At 75.0% G+C, this 14,483-nt stretch carries 16 protein-coding genes; 10 read left to right on the top strand and 6 right to left on the bottom strand.

Going from position 1 to position 14,483, the window contains the following annotated elements:
- Positions 1–198: 198 nt before the first annotated feature.
- Positions 199–426, bottom strand: a complete 228-nt coding sequence (locus tag ACI79P_RS19965; protein ID WP_456582806.1) for a hypothetical protein — start codon at positions 424–426, stop codon at positions 199–201.
- A 274-nt stretch (positions 427–700) separates the two neighbouring features.
- Positions 701–1,117, bottom strand: coding sequence for a MarR family winged helix-turn-helix transcriptional regulator (locus tag ACI79P_RS19960; protein WP_456582805.1), 417 nt, complete (start codon positions 1,115–1,117; stop codon positions 701–703).
- Between the two features lie 77 nt (positions 1,118–1,194).
- Here ACI79P_RS19960 and ACI79P_RS19955 point away from each other — a divergent pair, with 77 nt between their 5' ends.
- Positions 1,195–3,048 (top strand): ABC transporter ATP-binding protein, encoded by a 1,854-nt coding sequence (locus tag ACI79P_RS19955; protein WP_456582804.1) that lies wholly within the window; start codon positions 1,195–1,197, stop codon positions 3,046–3,048.
- An 82-nt stretch (positions 3,049–3,130) separates the two neighbouring features.
- On the opposite strand, the gene ACI79P_RS19950 is transcribed toward ACI79P_RS19955, so the two are convergent.
- Positions 3,131–3,568: an SRPBCC family protein gene (locus ACI79P_RS19950; protein ID WP_456582803.1), complete on the bottom strand. Its 438-nt coding sequence runs from the start codon at positions 3,566–3,568 to the stop codon at positions 3,131–3,133.
- The gene (locus ACI79P_RS19945; RefSeq protein WP_456582802.1) at positions 3,565–3,975 is read right to left on the bottom strand and encodes a nuclear transport factor 2 family protein; all 411 of its coding nucleotides are present in this window, start codon (positions 3,973–3,975) and stop codon (positions 3,565–3,567) included. The genes ACI79P_RS19950 and ACI79P_RS19945 overlap by 4 nt, the downstream gene beginning before the upstream one ends.
- Positions 3,976–4,081: 106 nt before the next feature.
- Between ACI79P_RS19945 and ACI79P_RS19940 the strand changes: the two genes are divergently transcribed.
- Positions 4,082–4,582, top strand: coding sequence for a MarR family winged helix-turn-helix transcriptional regulator (locus ACI79P_RS19940; RefSeq protein WP_456582801.1), 501 nt, complete (start codon positions 4,082–4,084; stop codon positions 4,580–4,582).
- A gap of 76 nt (positions 4,583–4,658) precedes the next feature.
- A complete protein-coding gene (locus ACI79P_RS19935; RefSeq protein WP_456582800.1) occupies positions 4,659–5,741 on the top strand; it encodes an alkene reductase in 1,083 nt (360 codons plus the stop codon).
- A 52-nt stretch (positions 5,742–5,793) separates the two neighbouring features.
- Here the strand turns inward: ACI79P_RS19935 and ACI79P_RS19930 are convergent, their stop codons facing one another.
- Complete coding sequence (locus ACI79P_RS19930) at positions 5,794–7,002, bottom strand: globin domain-containing protein (protein WP_456582799.1); 1,209 nt, start codon at positions 7,000–7,002, stop codon at positions 5,794–5,796.
- Positions 7,003–7,162: 160 nt separating this feature from the next.
- Between ACI79P_RS19930 and ACI79P_RS19925 the strand changes: the two genes are divergently transcribed.
- From ACI79P_RS19925 to ACI79P_RS19905, 5 genes are all read left to right on the top strand, one after another.
- Positions 7,163–8,071, top strand: coding sequence for a GGDEF domain-containing protein (locus ACI79P_RS19925; protein WP_456582798.1), 909 nt, complete (start codon positions 7,163–7,165; stop codon positions 8,069–8,071).
- Between the two features lie 73 nt (positions 8,072–8,144).
- A complete protein-coding gene (locus ACI79P_RS19920) occupies positions 8,145–8,768 on the top strand; it encodes a dihydrofolate reductase family protein (RefSeq protein ID WP_456582797.1) in 624 nt (207 codons plus the stop codon).
- A 244-nt stretch (positions 8,769–9,012) separates the two neighbouring features.
- Positions 9,013–10,146 (top strand): serine hydrolase domain-containing protein, encoded by a 1,134-nt coding sequence (locus ACI79P_RS19915; RefSeq protein ID WP_456582796.1) that lies wholly within the window; start codon positions 9,013–9,015, stop codon positions 10,144–10,146.
- Complete coding sequence (locus ACI79P_RS19910; protein ID WP_456582795.1) at positions 10,146–10,700, top strand: hypothetical protein; 555 nt, start codon at positions 10,146–10,148, stop codon at positions 10,698–10,700. The genes ACI79P_RS19915 and ACI79P_RS19910 overlap by 1 nt, the downstream gene beginning before the upstream one ends.
- Positions 10,701–10,753: 53 nt before the next feature.
- Positions 10,754–11,683, top strand: coding sequence for an oxidoreductase (locus ACI79P_RS19905; RefSeq protein ID WP_456582794.1), 930 nt, complete (start codon positions 10,754–10,756; stop codon positions 11,681–11,683).
- A 75-nt stretch (positions 11,684–11,758) separates the two neighbouring features.
- Here ACI79P_RS19905 and ACI79P_RS19900 read toward each other — a convergent pair whose 3' ends face one another.
- Positions 11,759–12,226: a winged helix-turn-helix transcriptional regulator gene (locus ACI79P_RS19900; RefSeq protein WP_456582793.1), complete on the bottom strand. Its 468-nt coding sequence runs from the start codon at positions 12,224–12,226 to the stop codon at positions 11,759–11,761.
- An 87-nt stretch (positions 12,227–12,313) separates the two neighbouring features.
- Between ACI79P_RS19900 and ACI79P_RS19895 the strand changes: the two genes are divergently transcribed.
- Together ACI79P_RS19895 and ACI79P_RS19890 are read left to right on the top strand one after the other, a co-directional pair.
- Positions 12,314–13,732, top strand: coding sequence for an MFS transporter (locus ACI79P_RS19895; protein ID WP_456582792.1), 1,419 nt, complete (start codon positions 12,314–12,316; stop codon positions 13,730–13,732).
- A complete protein-coding gene (locus ACI79P_RS19890; protein ID WP_456582791.1) occupies positions 13,729–14,481 on the top strand; it encodes a hypothetical protein in 753 nt (250 codons plus the stop codon). Before ACI79P_RS19895 ends, ACI79P_RS19890 begins: the two co-directional genes overlap by 4 nt.
- Positions 14,482–14,483: the final 2 nt, after the last annotated feature.

Genomic DNA, 14,483 nt, shown 5'->3' with positions numbered 1-14,483 from the left:
CTCGCACCAAGAGGGTGCTCCTGATTCCTGCGACGATCTTGGCCTGGTAACCGTGATCGTCCAGCTCAGAAGCACCCTCTTCCCGTTGCCACACCGATCACCGACTCAACGTCGGTGGATTCAGGCTGAGCTGAGACAGGAACGGGCCGGTCCCCTCAGGGGACCGGCCCGCGGGCGTCGTCGCGGTGGGACGGGCGCTCAGGCGGCGGAGCGGTTGCCGTCCCGCGCGATGTCGGCGGCGAAGCGGTCGAGCACGGCACGCCGGTCGGCGCCCGTGTGCGCCGAGGTCATCCCTCGGGTGGCCTCGATGGCGTCGACCACGATGGCGCCGACGGAGACGAGCGAGCGGACGAAGCGCTCCCCCGCGCGCGCCGCGGCAGGGGCGTCGGCGGTGCGGTCGCCGTGCCGGGCGATGGACGTCGTCATGCTGTGTCGATCCTCTTTCCTGCTCCGGCGCCCCTCGGCGCCGCTCTCCTCGAGTATCGGCGCGCCATCGCATTCCGTTCACCGATTCCGAAGTGATCCGCCGCACGCTCGAATCGGAGGAATGGTGAGATGGCACACCATTCCTCGTCGATGTGACGCGGGATACGCCCTGCTGGGACGCTCGCTGCGCTGTCGCCGATCCCCTCGGTCAGCGCCTTTCCGGCGGGGCGGAATGGGCCCCCGGATCGACGCGTCACGCCATTCGGTCGATCCCTCACTCGGCGAGGGTTCGCAGGATCCGGGCCAGCGCGGCGCGGTCCTCGGGGCCGAGCCGGGCGAACAGCTCCGCGGAGTCGGCGGCGCGCGCCCGCCCCACCTCCCCACGCACCCGCCGGCCCTCGTCGGTGGCGCGCAGCAGCACCGCCCGCCGGTCGCCCGGGTCGGCCGTCCGCTCGACCAGCCCGCGCTCCTGGAGCCCGTCGGCCACCTCGGTCGCCGAGCGGGGCGCGATGTGCAGCGCCTCCGCGAGGTCGGAGAGCCGCACGCCGTCGCGTTCGCAGACCACCCGCAGCGCCCGCGCCTGGTGGGGAGAGAGTTCCCAGGGGGCGAGCGCGTCCCGCCAGCGGCGGCGCTGGGTGCGGGCGACGCGCATCAGCAGGTCGCCGAGCTCACCGGTCCCGTCGTCCGCCACGGGGGAATCGTAGCGGCGGTGCGGCGGTTGCCGGACAGTGAGGTAACCTCAGCAACGGAGGTGGCGACATCAGCGAGATGATGACCGGCGGCGGTGGCCGCGGCGGCGGCGGTGGTGGCGGTGGTGGCGGCTCCGGACGGAGGCCCGATCCGGCCGACCTCGCGCAGCTCGAGCGGTCGCCGGTGCGCTGGACCCGGGTGGCCGCGCTGTTCCGCCCGTACCGCTGGCAGCTCGCCGTCGTCGTCGTGCTGATCGTGGCGTCCTCGGCCGTGGCGCTGGCCACCCCGTTCCTCATCCGCCTGGTCATCGACGAGGCGATCCCCGGCCAGGACGTGCCCCTGCTGCTGTGGGCCGTCGGCGGGATGCTCGCCGTCACCGTGGTGACCGCGGTCTTGGGGGTCGTCCAGACCTGGATGAGCACGACCGTCGGCCAGCGGGTCATGCACGGTCTGCGGACGGCGGTCTTCACCCATCTGCAGCGCCAGTCGCTGGGCTTCTTCACCCGCACCAAGGGCGGCGAGGTGCAGTCGCGGCTGATGAACGACGTCGGCAGCATGCAGTCGGTGGTCACCTCGACCGCCACCTCCTTCGCCTCCAGCGCGACCACCGTCATCGGCACCGTCGCGGCCATGGTGGTGCTCAGCTGGCGGCTGTCGCTGCTCTCGCTGATCGTGCTGCCGCCGGCCGTCTGGCTGACCCGCCGGGTCGCCCGCATGCGCCGCACCCTCACCGCCCAGCGGCAGCGGCACCTGGCCGACCTGCACTCCCAGGTGGAGGAGGGGCTGAGCGTCAGCGGCGTCCTGCTCGGCAAGACCCTCGGCGCCGGGCCGGCGCAGTCGCAGCGCTTCGCGGGCACCTCGGAGTTCCTGGTCGACCTCGAGGTGCGCTCGCAGCTCGCCGGCCGCTGGCGGATGGCCACGATGAGCGTCGTCTTCGCCGGCATCCCGGCGCTGATCTACCTGGCCGCGGGCCTGCCGGCGACGTCGGGCGGCATGACCATCGGCACCCTGGTCGCCTTCACCACCCTGCAGGGCGCGCTGTTCCGCCCGCTCATGCAGCTGCTCGACATCGGCGTCTCGCTGACCGCCTCGATGGCCCTGTTCAGCCGGGTGTTCGAGTACCTCGACCTGCCCGTCGACATCGACGACCCCGCCTCCCCCGTGCCGGTCGACCCGGCGGCGGTGCGCGGCGAGGTGCGTGTCGACCACGTCGGCTTCCGCTACCCCGACGGCGTCCGCCCCGCGCTCGACGACGTCGACGTCACCGTGCCCGCGGGCTCCACCCTGGCACTGGTGGGCGAGACCGGTTCGGGCAAGAGCACGCTCGCCTCGCTGGTGGCCCGCCTCAACGACCCCACCACCGGGCGGGTGCTGATCGACGGCGTCGACATCCGCGACCAGCGGCTGGCCGACCTCGCCCAGGTCGTCGGCGTCGTCTCCCAGGAGACCTACCTCCTGCACGGCACCGTGCGCGAGAACCTGCTGCACGCCCGTCCCGACGCCACCGATGCCGAGATCGTCGACGCCGCCCTCCGCGCGCAGGTGCACCACGTCATCGCCGCGCTGCCCGACGGCTACGACACCGTGGTCGGGGCGCGCGGGCACCGCTTCTCCGGCGGGGAGAAGCAGCGCCTGGCGATCGCCCGCACGCTGCTCCGCGACCCGCGGGTGCTGGTGCTCGACGAGGCGACCAGCGCGCTGGACAACGAGACCGAGCGCGCCGTGCAGGCCGCCCTCGACGAGGCGGCGCGCGGCCGGACGACGATCACGATCGCGCACCGGCTCTCGACCGTGCGCGACGCCGACCGCATCGTGGTGCTCGACGCCGGCCGGGTCGTCGAGCAGGGCACCCACGAGGAGCTCCTGGCGCTCGGTGGCCGGTACGCACGGCTGGCCGGGATCGCGCAGCGGGACGCCGTCCTCGCCGGCTGACGGGGTAGGCGGTCCTCGCCGCGCGACCGCCGTCCTCGCCGCACAGCGCGAGGATGGCGGCCGTACCGCGCGGTCGAGGCCGTCACCCGGCCACCGGCTGCATCGCCACCAGCGCGTCGGCCTCGCTCGCCAGCCGGCGGCGGTACCCCGGCGCCAGGACCGGGTTCAGCAGGGCGAGCACGCCGGTCAACCGGACGTCGACCTCCAGGACGACGGTGCAGCCCCCGTCCGGCTCGGGGACGACGGTGCGCCGCCCCTCCACCGCGACCTGGGCGTTGCCGCCGGCGAAGGACGCCGACCACTCCTCCACGGCGGTGATCGTGGTCGGGGTGATGAAGGTGCGGCCGCCGAACCGCAGCCACTCCGTGATCCGCTGACCGACGCGGGCCCGGCCCGGCGGCTCGACCTCCATCCGGGTCACCGCCGCGCGCCACTCGCCGTCCCGCGACCAGTCCAGCACCAGCGCGGCGGCCTCGCCGGCCGGCCAGGTCAGCCGGCGGCGCTCCGCGGTGCGGCTCACGACGCCACCTCCTGCGCCACCGGGTCGCCCCAGAACTCGTCGACGGCGTACTGGTCGCGGCTGTGCAGCCAGGACTCCGCGATCCGCCCGTCGCGCAGCCGGGCGACGTGGGCCAGGTTGTTCTCCAGCGGTCGGTCGCGGTCGGGTCGGGTGGCGGTGTAGGTGGCCAGGGCCACGCCCCACTCGCCGTCGTCGAGGACGCGGTGGACGGTGAGCCGCAGCGTCCCGCCGGTCACCTCCGCCGCGTGGCCGACGAACGCCAGGACGGCGTCGCGGCCGGTGTAGGTGCCGGTGTTGGTGCTGCGGCCGGGCACGTGCAGCACGGTGTCCTCGGTCAGGTTCTCGGCGGCGCGGGCCAGGTCGCCCGCGGCCAGGGCGTCGTACCACCGCGTCAGGGGTGATGCCATCTCGTCCTCCAGGGAGTCGTCCCCCGTGCCGGTCGGTGTCGGAAACGACGGATCGTTTCGACGTCGAAAGCATGCTCGCTCATCATTTCGATGTCAAACTCTTTGTGTGCGGGATGGAGCAGGCGACGCGGTGGACCAGATGGTGGCGCAGTGGCGGGCGGAGCGGCCCGACGTCGACCCCTCGTCGATGGCGGTCTTCGCCCGTCTGACGCGGGCGCACGTGGCGGCGTCGCGGGCGATCGAGGCGACGCTGGGCGGCCACGGCCTCAACCGGGGTGAGTTCGACGTGCTCGCCTCCCTGCGGCGGTCGTCGGCGCCCTACCGCCTGTCGCCGGGGGACCTCGCCCGCGCCCTCGTGCTCTCTCCCGCGGCCATGACCAACCGGCTGCAGCGGCTCGAGGAGCGCGGCCTCGTCGTCCGCCGGCCCGACCCCGAGGACGGCCGCTACGGGGTCGTCGAGCTGACCGCGGCGGGGAAGGCGCTGGTCGACGAGGCGGTCACCGACCACGTGGCGACCCTCGACCGGCTGCTCGCGGACCTGCCGGGGGCCGACCGGCCGGCGTTCACCGCCGCCCTGGCGTCGGTGGAGCGTAACGCCGCCGGCTGACCCGCGCGCGTCCGGCAGGGGGTGACGAACGACGCACCGCGGAATCACGTGCGCGCGCCCGCCGGTTGCGCGGCACATGGACCTGTTCTCCCCCGTGCGGCTGGGCGAGCTCGAGCTCGCCAACCGCGTCGTCATGGCCCCGCTCACCCGCATGCGCTCCGGCCGCGCCGCGATCCCCCGCGACGTCGTCGTCGAGCACTACGAGCAGCGCGCCGGGGTCGGCCTGATCATCACGGAGGGGACCTTCCCGAACGACGAGTCCCGCGCCTTCGCCGGGCAGCCCGGCATCGTCACCGACGAACAGGCCGCCGGCTGGCGACGGGTGGCCGACGCCGTCCACGCCCGCGGCGGCCTGATCGTCATGCAGGTCATGCACGGCGGGCGTGTCTCGCACCCCGAGCTGACCGGTACGCGCGTCGTCGCCCCCAGCGCGATCGCGATCGACGGCCAGGTGCACGTCGGCGGCGGGGTCAAGAAGCCCTTCCCCGTCCCGCATGCGCTGACCACCCAGGAGGCGCGCGCGACGATCGCCGACTTCGTCGCCGCCTCCCGCCGCGCCGTGGACGCCGGCCTGGACGGCGTGGAGCTGCACGGCGCCAACGGCTACCTGCTGCACGAGTTCCTGTCGCCGGCGTCCAACCGGCGGGACGACGTCTACGGCGGCAGCCCGGAGAACCGGGCCAGGTTCGTGCTGGAGCTCGCGACCGCCGTCGCCGAGGAGGTGGGCGCCGGGCGCGTGAGCCTGCGCATCTCCCCGGAGCACAACATCCAGGGGGCCCTGGAGACCGACCGCGCCGACGTGCTGGCCACCTACGGCGCCCTGGTGGACGGGCTGCGGCCGCTGGGCCTGGCCTACCTCAGCGTGCTGCACGCCGAGCCCGCCGGTGACCTGGTGCAGGAGCTGCGCCGCCGCTTCGGTGGGCCGTTGATCGCCAACAGCGGCTTCGGCACGGTCACCACCCGCCAGGAGGCCGTGCGGCTGATCGACGCCGCGCACGCCGAGGCCGTCGCCGTGGGCCGGCCGGTGCTCGCGAACCCCGATCTGGTCGAGCGGTGGGCCGGGGAACACCCGGAGAACGACCCCGACCCGCGGACCTTCTACACCTCGGGCCCGGAGGGCTACACCGACTACCCGACGCTGGCTGCGGCGGGGCGCTGAGCAGGGGGGGCCGGGCGGAGCGCCGCCCGGCCCCCGTCGCGCTCAGCTCAGCTCAGTCCAGGTCGGCCTGCCACAGGTCGGGGCCGAAGACCTCGTACTGGATGTCCTTGGCCGGGACGCCGCGGTCGATGAGCGTGCTGCGCACCGCCTGCATGAACGGCAGCGGGCCGCAGAGGTAGTAGACGGCGCCCGACGGCAGGTCGACCTGCGAGAGGTCCATCTGACCGGCGTGCACGCCCGCGACCGGCAGCGAGCAGTCGGCACCCTGCTCGAACCAGACGTGCACCGAGGCGTTGGGCAGCTTCTGCACGTCGTCGACGACCTGCTGCCGCAGCGCCCACGACGACTCGTCCACATCGGCGTGCCACAGCCGGACGTCCAGACCCGAGCCGGCGTGCGCCAGGTGGGAGAGCATCCCGGCCATCGGGGTGATGCCGATGCCGGCGCTGACGAAGATCACCGGGCGCCCGGAGTCGTCGAGGACGACGTCGCCGAAGGGCACCGAGAGCTCCAGCCGGTCGCCCACGCCCACCGCGTCGTGCAGGAGGTTCGACACCTCGCCGTCGGGCTTGCCGTTCCCCTGGACCCGCTTGACCGAGAACTGGCGGTGCTCGCCGTCGTCGGCGCGGGTGAGGCTGTACTGCCGCGGCTGCCGGACGCCGTCGGGCATGACCGGGCGCACCGTCACGTACTGGCCGGGCAGCGAGGTCTTCACCAGCCGGTCGTCGACCCGCTTGACCTTGAAGGTGACGACGTCGTCGGTCTCGGGGGTCTTCTCGGTGACCTCCCACTCCCGCCAGACCGTCTCGGGCCGGACGCCGCGGGCGCTGTAGAGGCCGCGCTCCTGGTTGATCAGCGCGTTGGCCATCAGCCAGTAGACCTCGTCCCAGGCGGCGGCCACCTCGGGCGTGACCGCGTCGCCGAGGACGTCGACGATCGCCCAGAACAGGTTGTCGTGCACCACCTGGTACTGCGCCGGCGTGATGCCCAGCGAGGCGTGCTTGTGCGCGATGCGGTTCATCAGGTGCTCGGGCAGCCGGTCCGGGTGGTTGACCAGCGCGCTGGCGAACACCGCGACCGAGCCGGCGAGCGCCACCTGCTGGGTCCCCTCGGCCTGGTTGCCGCGGTTGAACGTGCCGTCGAGCAGCTCGGGGTGCTCCCCGAACAGGTGCTCGTAGAACCGCCGCGCGATCTCCTGGATGTTCTCCGCGACGACCGGCAGCGTGGCCTGGATCACTGGTGCGGACCTGTCGGACAGCATGCGGACTCCTTCGCCCTCGGTCTCCCCGTACCCCGGCCACGTTAGGCAACGCGGGGTGGCGGGGCAGATCCGGAACGGTTTCCGAGGGGGACCCCGCGCCGTATGGTCACGCCCCGGGCGCGGTACCGAGCCGTCCGACGAGTGCCAGGAGCGTGCCCCCATGTCCGCGCAGGAAGGCCCGGCCCCCCCGTGCGGCCCGAGCCCCGCTGCTCCGGACATCCGGCTCGCGCACGCCTTCGTGGAGGCGGTGGACGCGCTGCTGTGCATCGTCGACGCGGACGGCCGGGTCGTGCTCGCCAACCCCGCCATGCAGCGCTTCACCGGGCTGGACCGCGACGCGCTGCTCGGCCGGCGGTTCGTCGACGTGTGGGTGCTCCCCGCCGACGTCCCCCACGCCGAGGAGGCCCTGCGGTCGGCGATGCAGAGCGGCGAGGCCTACCCGCTGGAGGCCGACTGGGTCGCCGCCCACGGCGAGCTGCGGCGGATCACCATGCGCAACACCGTCCTGCTGGAGGACGACGGGCGGCCCTACGCGGTCGCCTGCGTGGGCCTCGACGTCACCGAGGAGCGGGCCCGGGAGGCCCGGCTGCACGAGCAGACCCGCACCGACCCGCTCACCGGCGTCGCCAACCGCGGGGCGCTGTTCGACGAGCTCACCCGGCGGCTGCAGACCAGCGGGTGCGGGCTGCTCTTCTGCGACCTCGACGAGTTCAAGGCGGTCAACGACGAGTACGGGCACGGGGTGGGCGACCGCCTGCTCGCCGAGGCGGCCACGCGGCTGGTCGAGGTGGCCGGGCCGGACCACGTGGTGGCGCGCTTCGGGGGCGACGAGTTCGTGATCCTCAGCAGCGAGGCGAACGAGGCGGCGCTGGCCGACCTCGCGCGGCGCGTGGTCGCCCGGCTGGGCACGCCCTTCCCGGGGCCGGAGGAGCCGCTGGTGATCGGGGTGAGCGTCGGGGCGACCATCGGGCGCTCGGGCGAGCCCGCCGACGACGTCATCGCCCGGGCGGACCGCGCGATGTACGGGGCCAAGAGCACCCAGCGGCGGCGGGCGCGGCGGCTGCCCTGAGCCGGCGGCGATGAGTTCGGGGAAGCGCGGCCGTCTACCCCGCGACACCAGTCCCCGCGCGAAGGAGAGCCCCGTGCGCCCGCTCGTCGTCACCACGTTCCTGACCCTCGACGGGGTCATGCAGGCACCCGGCGGACCGGAGGAGGACACCTCCGGCGGGTTCGGCCACGGCGGGTGGCTCGTCCCGTTTTTCGACGAGGCCATGGGCGCCCGGATGGAGTCGTGGTTCGCCCCCGCGGAGGACTTCCTGCTGGGCCGCGGGACGTACGAGATCTTCGCCGCGCACTGGCCGAAGGCGCCGACGGAGGGGGACCCGGTCGGCACCGCGCTCAACACCAAGACCAAGCACGTGGCGTCCCGCACCCTCACCGGGCCGCTGGAGTGGGACACCGCGCGGCTGCTCGAGGGCGACGTGCCCACGGCGGTGCGGGCGCTGAAGGAGCAGGACGGCGGCGAGCTGCAGGTCCACGGCTCGGCGGGGCTGGTGCAGACGCTGCTGCGCGAGGACCTCGTCGACGAGCTCCGGGTGATCACCTTCCCGGTCGTCGTGGGCCGCGGGAAGCGTCTCTTCACCGAGGGCGCCGCGGCACGCACCTGGCGGCTGGCGTCGTCGGAGGTGACCTCCACGGGCGCGGTCATGGCGGCCTACCAGCGGGTGGGAGAGCTGCAGACCGGGGACTTCAGCCTGCCCGAGTGAGCCGGCGGGTTCCACGTGGAACCCGCCGCCCGGCCCAGGTCCGGCGGCCGGCAGGGCACGCGCGGTGTCGTGCGGGAGCGGGGACGGCCCGGGGACCGGCGGCGGCTGTGAGCGGGCACCTGGTGGGCCGGCCGCGCGCGGTCGTGGACCCCGGACGGGTGGCGCGGCAGGCCCGGGCCGGGGAGTGTGGCCCATGATCGGTTCGGGGCGCGACGACGGGGTCGCGGGTGAGCGAGGAGGGTCCATGGCGGAGGTCCACGGCAGGTGCGACGAGCGGTTCGCGGGGGTGCGCGAGGCGCTGGCGCAGCAGCTGGACGGCGAGGAGCTCGGCGCATCGGTCGCCGTGGACCTCGACGGCGAGACCGTCGTCGACCTCTGGGGTGGTCACCGCGACGAGGCCCGCACCCTCCCGTGGTCCGAGCACACGATCGTCAACGTCTGGTCGACGACGAAGTGCGTGGTGGCGCTGGCCGCGCTGATGCTCGTCGACCGCGGCGAGCTGGACCTCGACGCCCCGGTGGGGGACTACTGGCCGGAGTTCTGCGCGAAGGGCAAGAAGGACGTGCGGGTGCGGCAGTTGCTGTCGCACACCTCCGGCGTCTCCGGCTGGGAGCAGCCCTTCTCCATCCGCGACATGTACGACTGGACCTCGGCCGTCGAGCGGCTGGCCCAGCAGCCGCCCTGGTGGGAGCCGGGGACGGCGTCGGGCTACCACGCCAACAACCAGGGGCACCTGGTCGGCGAGGTCATCCGGCGGATCACCAACACGACGTTCAAGAAGTTCGTCGCCGACCGCATCGCCGACCCGCTGGGCGCGGACTTCCAGATCGGGGCGCGCGAGTCGGAGGTGTCCCGCATCGCGCCGGTGGTGGCGCCGCCGCCCCCGGACGTCGACCCGCGCACGCTGGACCCCGAGTCGGTGGCCGTGAAGACCTTCACGGGCCCCACCGCGTCGGCGAAGGCGGCGAACACCCCGCAGTGGCGGGCCGCGGACCTGGGGGCGCTGAACGGCCACTCGAACGCCCGCGGCGTGATGCGGGTGCTGCGGACGCTCTCGCTCGGCGGTGAGGCCGGCGGGGTGCGGCTGCTCTCGCCGGAGACCGTCGAGAAGGTCTTCGAGGTGCAGGCCGACGGCGTCGACCTGGTGCTCGGCGCACCGTTCCGCTGGGGGACGGGCTTCTGCCTGGGCTCGCCGACGGTGCCCTACGTGCCCGAGGGCCGGACCTTCTTCTGGGGCGGCTGGGGCGGTTCGCTGGCGGTGATGGACCTGGACCGGCGGCTGACGATCACCTACATGATGAACCGGATGGGCGGCGGGCTGATCGGCTCGCCCCGCAGCGAGGCCTACGTCCGGGCCGTGTACGACGCGCTCGGCTGATGGAGCTCGACGACGTCCTGCCGCGGCCGGAGCACGTCACCCGGCAAGCGCGCTGGATCGCGGCGGAGCCGGCGGTCGTCTGGGACGCGCTGCACGCCGTCCGGCTCTCCCGGCTGCCGGTGACGCTCGTGCTCGGTGCCGCCCGCTTCCTGCCGGTGGTGCTCTCCGGCCGGGGGCTCGGGCAGCTCCACGACCGGCCGTTCCTCGACGCCCTCCCGGTGCCGCTGCTGGACGCCGAGGCGCCGTCGTCCGTGGTGTTCGGCGGCCCCCTGCAGGCCTGGCGGCTCGACGGCGGCGACGACGGGCCGGTGCTCGACGCCGACGGGTTCCGCCGGTTCACCCAGCGCGGCTGGGTCAAGGCGGCGATCGACTTCCGGCTCACCCCCCGCGGCAGCGGGACGGAGCTGAGCTCGGAGACCCGCGTCATGGCCACCGACGCGGCCACCCGGCGCCGGTTCGACCGCTACTGGCGGCTGATCCGGCCGGGCAGCTCCGCGGTCCGCTGGGAGGTGCTGACGGCGGTCGAGCTCAAGGCCACCGGCCGCCTGCCCTGAGACTGAGCCGCCCGCGGAACCCATCGCCCGGGCCCGTCGTGGAGGATCCGCCCATGGCGTGGACCGAGGCCGACATCCCCGACCTGGGCGGGCGCACCGCGGTGGTGACCGGCGCGAACGGCGGCCTGGGCCTGCAGACGTCGCTGGCGCTCGCCGGCGCCGGCGCGCACGTGGTCCTCGCCGCGCGCGAGCCGCGGAAGACCGACGCCGCGGTCGCGCGGATCGCCGAGCGGTACCCGGCCGCGTCGCTCGAGGTCGTGCCCCTGGACCTGGGGGACCTCTCCGCGGTGCGGACGGCGGCGCAGCGGGTGGTCTCGGCCCACCCGCGCGTCGACCTCCTCGTGAACAACGCCGGCGTGATGGCGATGCCGCAGCGCACCACCACCGACGGGTTCGAGCTGCAGTTCGGGGTGAACCACCTCGGGCACTGGGCGCTCACCGCGCACCTGCTCCCGGCGCTGCTGGCGGCACCGGCGGCACGCGTGGTGACGGTGACGAGCACGGCGCGCCACCGGGCCCGGCGGCTGGACCCGGCCGACCCGCACCTGCGGCAGGGCTACGGGGCGTGGGCCTCCTACGCCCGGTCCAAGATGGCCAACCTGCACTTCGGGCTGGGCCTGCACCAGCGGTTCTCCCGGGCGGGGGTGGCGGCGCAGAGCCTCGTGGCGCACCCGGGCCTGTCGAACACCGATCTGCAGGCGCGCTCGGTGCGGGAGGGCGGCGCCGGGTGGGTGGGCGCGCTCTTCGAGGCGCTGACGGCCCGGTCGGGGATGACGCCGTTCGAGGGCGCCCGGCCGCAGTTGCGCGCGGCGACCGATCCGCAGGCCCGGGGCGGGGAGCTGTACGCGCCCCGGTTCGGCTCCCACGGCCCGGCGGTGCGGCGGCCGGTCCTGCGCCGGCGCGGCCTGCAGGAGCAGATCGACGTCCTGTGGGAGGTGTCGGCGCGGGAGACCGGCATCTCGCTGGAGGTGCCGCCGGCCTGACCCGCTGGGGGGCCGCGGGTTCCGCGAGATGGGGGCCCGGGGAGGCCGCCGGATCCGGTCTCCCGGACGTCGGGGTCAGCGGGGGAGCGGGCCGCGCCCCGGCTCCGCCGCGTCGGCGACCCGCCGCTCGGTGCCGCGGCCCACCCGCTCCCCGCAGACGTCGCACACCCACGAGGCGGCGATGCGGTGCCCGTGGTGGTGCAGCTCGACCGGAGGGGTGTCCGCGACGTAGCGGTCGCCCCACTGCATGAGCGCCTGGAGCACGGGCAGCAGGTCGCGGCCGGACTTCGTCAGGTGGTAGTCGGCCCGCGGCGGGCTCTGGCTGTACTCCCGGCGCTCCAGGACCCCGGCGTCCACGAGCGCGCCGAGGCGGACCGCCAGCCGCTCCCGCGGCGCACCGGTGCCGCGCAGGATCTCGCTGAACCGGTGCGCGCCCAGCGACACCTCGCGGACGATCAGCAGCGCCCACCGGTCGCCGACGACGTCCAGCGCGCCCGCGATGGAGCACCGCCGGCCCGGGAGCCCGTCGAGTCGCGTCGTCATGCCACCAGGTTCGCATGTCGAACCGACTCGTGTAACGTCCCGGCGCAGTTGGTTCGGAAGTCGAACCACCTCGGTGCGGGGGCGCGCATGAGCACGACGGCGGAACCACAGGCAGGGCGGGCCACCCGGCCGGGGCTGGTCCTGCTCGTCGTGTCGGCGGCGGTCTTCCTGGCCAGCCTCGACCTGTTCATCGTCAACGTGGCGTTCCCGGCGTTGAGCCGGTCGCTGGACGCCTCCACCACGGCGCTGTCCTGGGTGCTCAACGGCTACACGATCGGCTTCGCCGCTCTGCTCGCCCCGGCGGGCCGGGTCGCCGACCGCATCGGCCGGCGACGGGTCTTCCTCACCGGGCTCGCGACCTTCGGCGCCGGGTCGCTGGGCTGCGCCCTGGCCTGGGACGTCGGCAGCCTGGTCGCCTTCCGCGTCGTCCAGTCCACCGGTGCCGCCCTGGTGACGGCGACGTCGCTCGCCCTGCTGCTGCACACCTTCCCGCCGGCCCGGCGGGCGCAGGCGATCGCGGTCTGGTCCGCCGTCGGCGGGGTCGCCGCCGCGCTGGGGCCGCCGATCGGCGGGCTGCTGGTCGAGGCCTCCTGGCGGTGTGTGTTCCTGGTGAACCTGCCCGTCGTCGTCGCGGCGCTGGTCGTGGGCCTGCGGGTGCTGCCCGAGTCGCGGGACGGGTCCGAGACCCGCCGCCCGGACGTCGTCGGCACCACCCTGCTGGTGCTCGCCGTCGGCCTGCTGGCCTACGCCCTGGTCGACGCCCCCGAGCGGGGCTGGGACGACGCCGTCGTGATCGGGTCGTTCGCCGCGGGCGTGGTCGGGGCCGTGCTGGTCGTCGTCCGGGCGGCCCGGGCCCCGGCGGGAACGGTGCCGGTGCTGCCGCTGCCGCTGTTCCGGGCGCGGGCGTTCTCGCTGGCCTGCCTGTCGATCGCCGCCTTCATGGCCGCCTTCGCCGCGATGCTGCTGGGGAACGTCCTCTGGCTGACCGGCGGCTGGGGCTACACCGCGGTCGAGGCCGGCTTCGCGCTGGTGCCGCTGCTGGCCGCGCTGGCGGCGGTGCCGGCCGGGCGGCTGGGGGCTCGGGTGGGCTGCGGAGTGGTGGCGGCGGCCGGAACGGCGCTGTTCGCGCTCGGGTCGCTGTGGTGGCTCGCCGAGGTGGGCACCGAGGCCGAGTACCTGGCCGCCTTCCTGCCCGGGCAGCTGCTCGCCGGGCTGGGCGTCGGGCTCACGCTGACCAACCTGTCGGCGGCGGCGTCGTCCGCCCTGCCCCCGGGCGCCCTGGCCACCGGGACCGCCACCTTCGGCGCCGCCCGGCAGCTCGGCGCGACCCTCGGCGTCGCCCTGCTGCTGGCCGCGGTCGCCCGCAGCGGTGGCGAGCTCCCCGGCGCCGACCGCGGCTGGCTGCTCGTCGTCGTCCTCGCCGCCGGGGCCAGCGCGCTGGCGCTGGCCATCGGCCGTGCCCAGCACCCCGATCTCCGTCCCGCTGCCCGAGAGGAAGCCCCATGACCGCCGTGACCACCGCCGGACGCCGGCTCTCGTTCGACCCCACCTGGCGGTCGTTCACCAGCACGCAGGGTGGACTGGTCGTCGGCCACCTGCTGGCCGCGGCCGGCGAGCTCGCGGGAGCCGCGCCGCGCGCGGTGACCGCCCACCTGACCGGCGGGGTCGCCGCCGATCTCGAGGCCGAGGTGGTCGCCGTCGCCGATCGGGCCGGCCGCACGGGCAGCGTGCGCGCCGAGCTGCGGCAGGGCGGTGAGCTGAGAGCGGTCGCGCAGGTCCTCACGCTGGCCCGGCCGGCGTCGCCGGGCATCGAGCACGGAGCGCCGGCGGAGCAGCCCCGGGTGGTCGACGGCGTCCCGTTCGAGCTGCCGCGCGAGTACGTGCCGGTGGCCGAGCACACCGAGATCCGGGCGCTGGGGGCCCCGCGCCCGCTGGCGGGTGGCGTCGAGCCGCGGCTGCACGCGTGGGTGCGCATCCGGGGCGCGGAGCTGGCGCCCCTGGTCCAACTGGGGGTGCTGCTCGACGCGCTCCCGCCGTCGCTGTTCGCCGTCCGCACCCTGCCCGCGGCCATGCCGACCGTGGAGCTGACCGCGCACCTGGCCGGGCCGGTGCCGGCGACGGGGGCGTGGGCGCGGGTGGACCAGCGGACCGTGTGGTGCGACGACGACGTGGCGGTCGACGACGTGGTGCTGCGCGCGGAGGACGGCGCGCTGGTCGCCCTGGGCCGGCAGACCCGGCGGCTGCTCGGCGGCTGAGC

It is taken from the genome of Blastococcus sp. SYSU DS0510 (assembly GCF_054050835.1).
Note: the sequence above shows the minus strand (reverse complement) of the source record. Positions and strands in the feature narration are given on the sequence as shown.

What these genes read in the sequence shown, in the direction of transcription:
- ACI79P_RS19965 (WP_456582806.1), bottom strand. Translation starts at nt 426, where the DNA reads ATGACGACGTCCATCGCCCGGCACGGCGACCGCACCGCCGACGCCCCT.
- ACI79P_RS19955 (WP_456582804.1), top strand. Translation starts at nt 1,195, where the DNA reads ATGATGACCGGCGGCGGTGGCCGCGGCGGCGGCGGTGGTGGCGGTGGT.
- ACI79P_RS19945 (WP_456582802.1), bottom strand. Translation starts at nt 3,975, where the DNA reads ATGGCATCACCCCTGACGCGGTGGTACGACGCCCTGGCCGCGGGCGAC.
- ACI79P_RS19935 (WP_456582800.1), top strand. Translation starts at nt 4,659, where the DNA reads ATGGACCTGTTCTCCCCCGTGCGGCTGGGCGAGCTCGAGCTCGCCAAC.
- ACI79P_RS19930 (WP_456582799.1), bottom strand. Translation starts at nt 7,002, where the DNA reads ATGCTGTCCGACAGGTCCGCACCAGTGATCCAGGCCACGCTGCCGGTC.
- ACI79P_RS19925 (WP_456582798.1), top strand. Translation starts at nt 7,163, where the DNA reads ATGTCCGCGCAGGAAGGCCCGGCCCCCCCGTGCGGCCCGAGCCCCGCT.
- ACI79P_RS19915 (WP_456582796.1), top strand. Translation starts at nt 9,013, where the DNA reads ATGGCGGAGGTCCACGGCAGGTGCGACGAGCGGTTCGCGGGGGTGCGC.
- ACI79P_RS19910 (WP_456582795.1), top strand. Translation starts at nt 10,146, where the DNA reads ATGGAGCTCGACGACGTCCTGCCGCGGCCGGAGCACGTCACCCGGCAA.
- ACI79P_RS19905 (WP_456582794.1), top strand. Translation starts at nt 10,754, where the DNA reads ATGGCGTGGACCGAGGCCGACATCCCCGACCTGGGCGGGCGCACCGCG.
- ACI79P_RS19900 (WP_456582793.1), bottom strand. Translation starts at nt 12,226, where the DNA reads ATGACGACGCGACTCGACGGGCTCCCGGGCCGGCGGTGCTCCATCGCG.
- ACI79P_RS19895 (WP_456582792.1), top strand. Translation starts at nt 12,314, where the DNA reads ATGAGCACGACGGCGGAACCACAGGCAGGGCGGGCCACCCGGCCGGGG.
- ACI79P_RS19890 (WP_456582791.1), top strand. Translation starts at nt 13,729, where the DNA reads ATGACCGCCGTGACCACCGCCGGACGCCGGCTCTCGTTCGACCCCACC.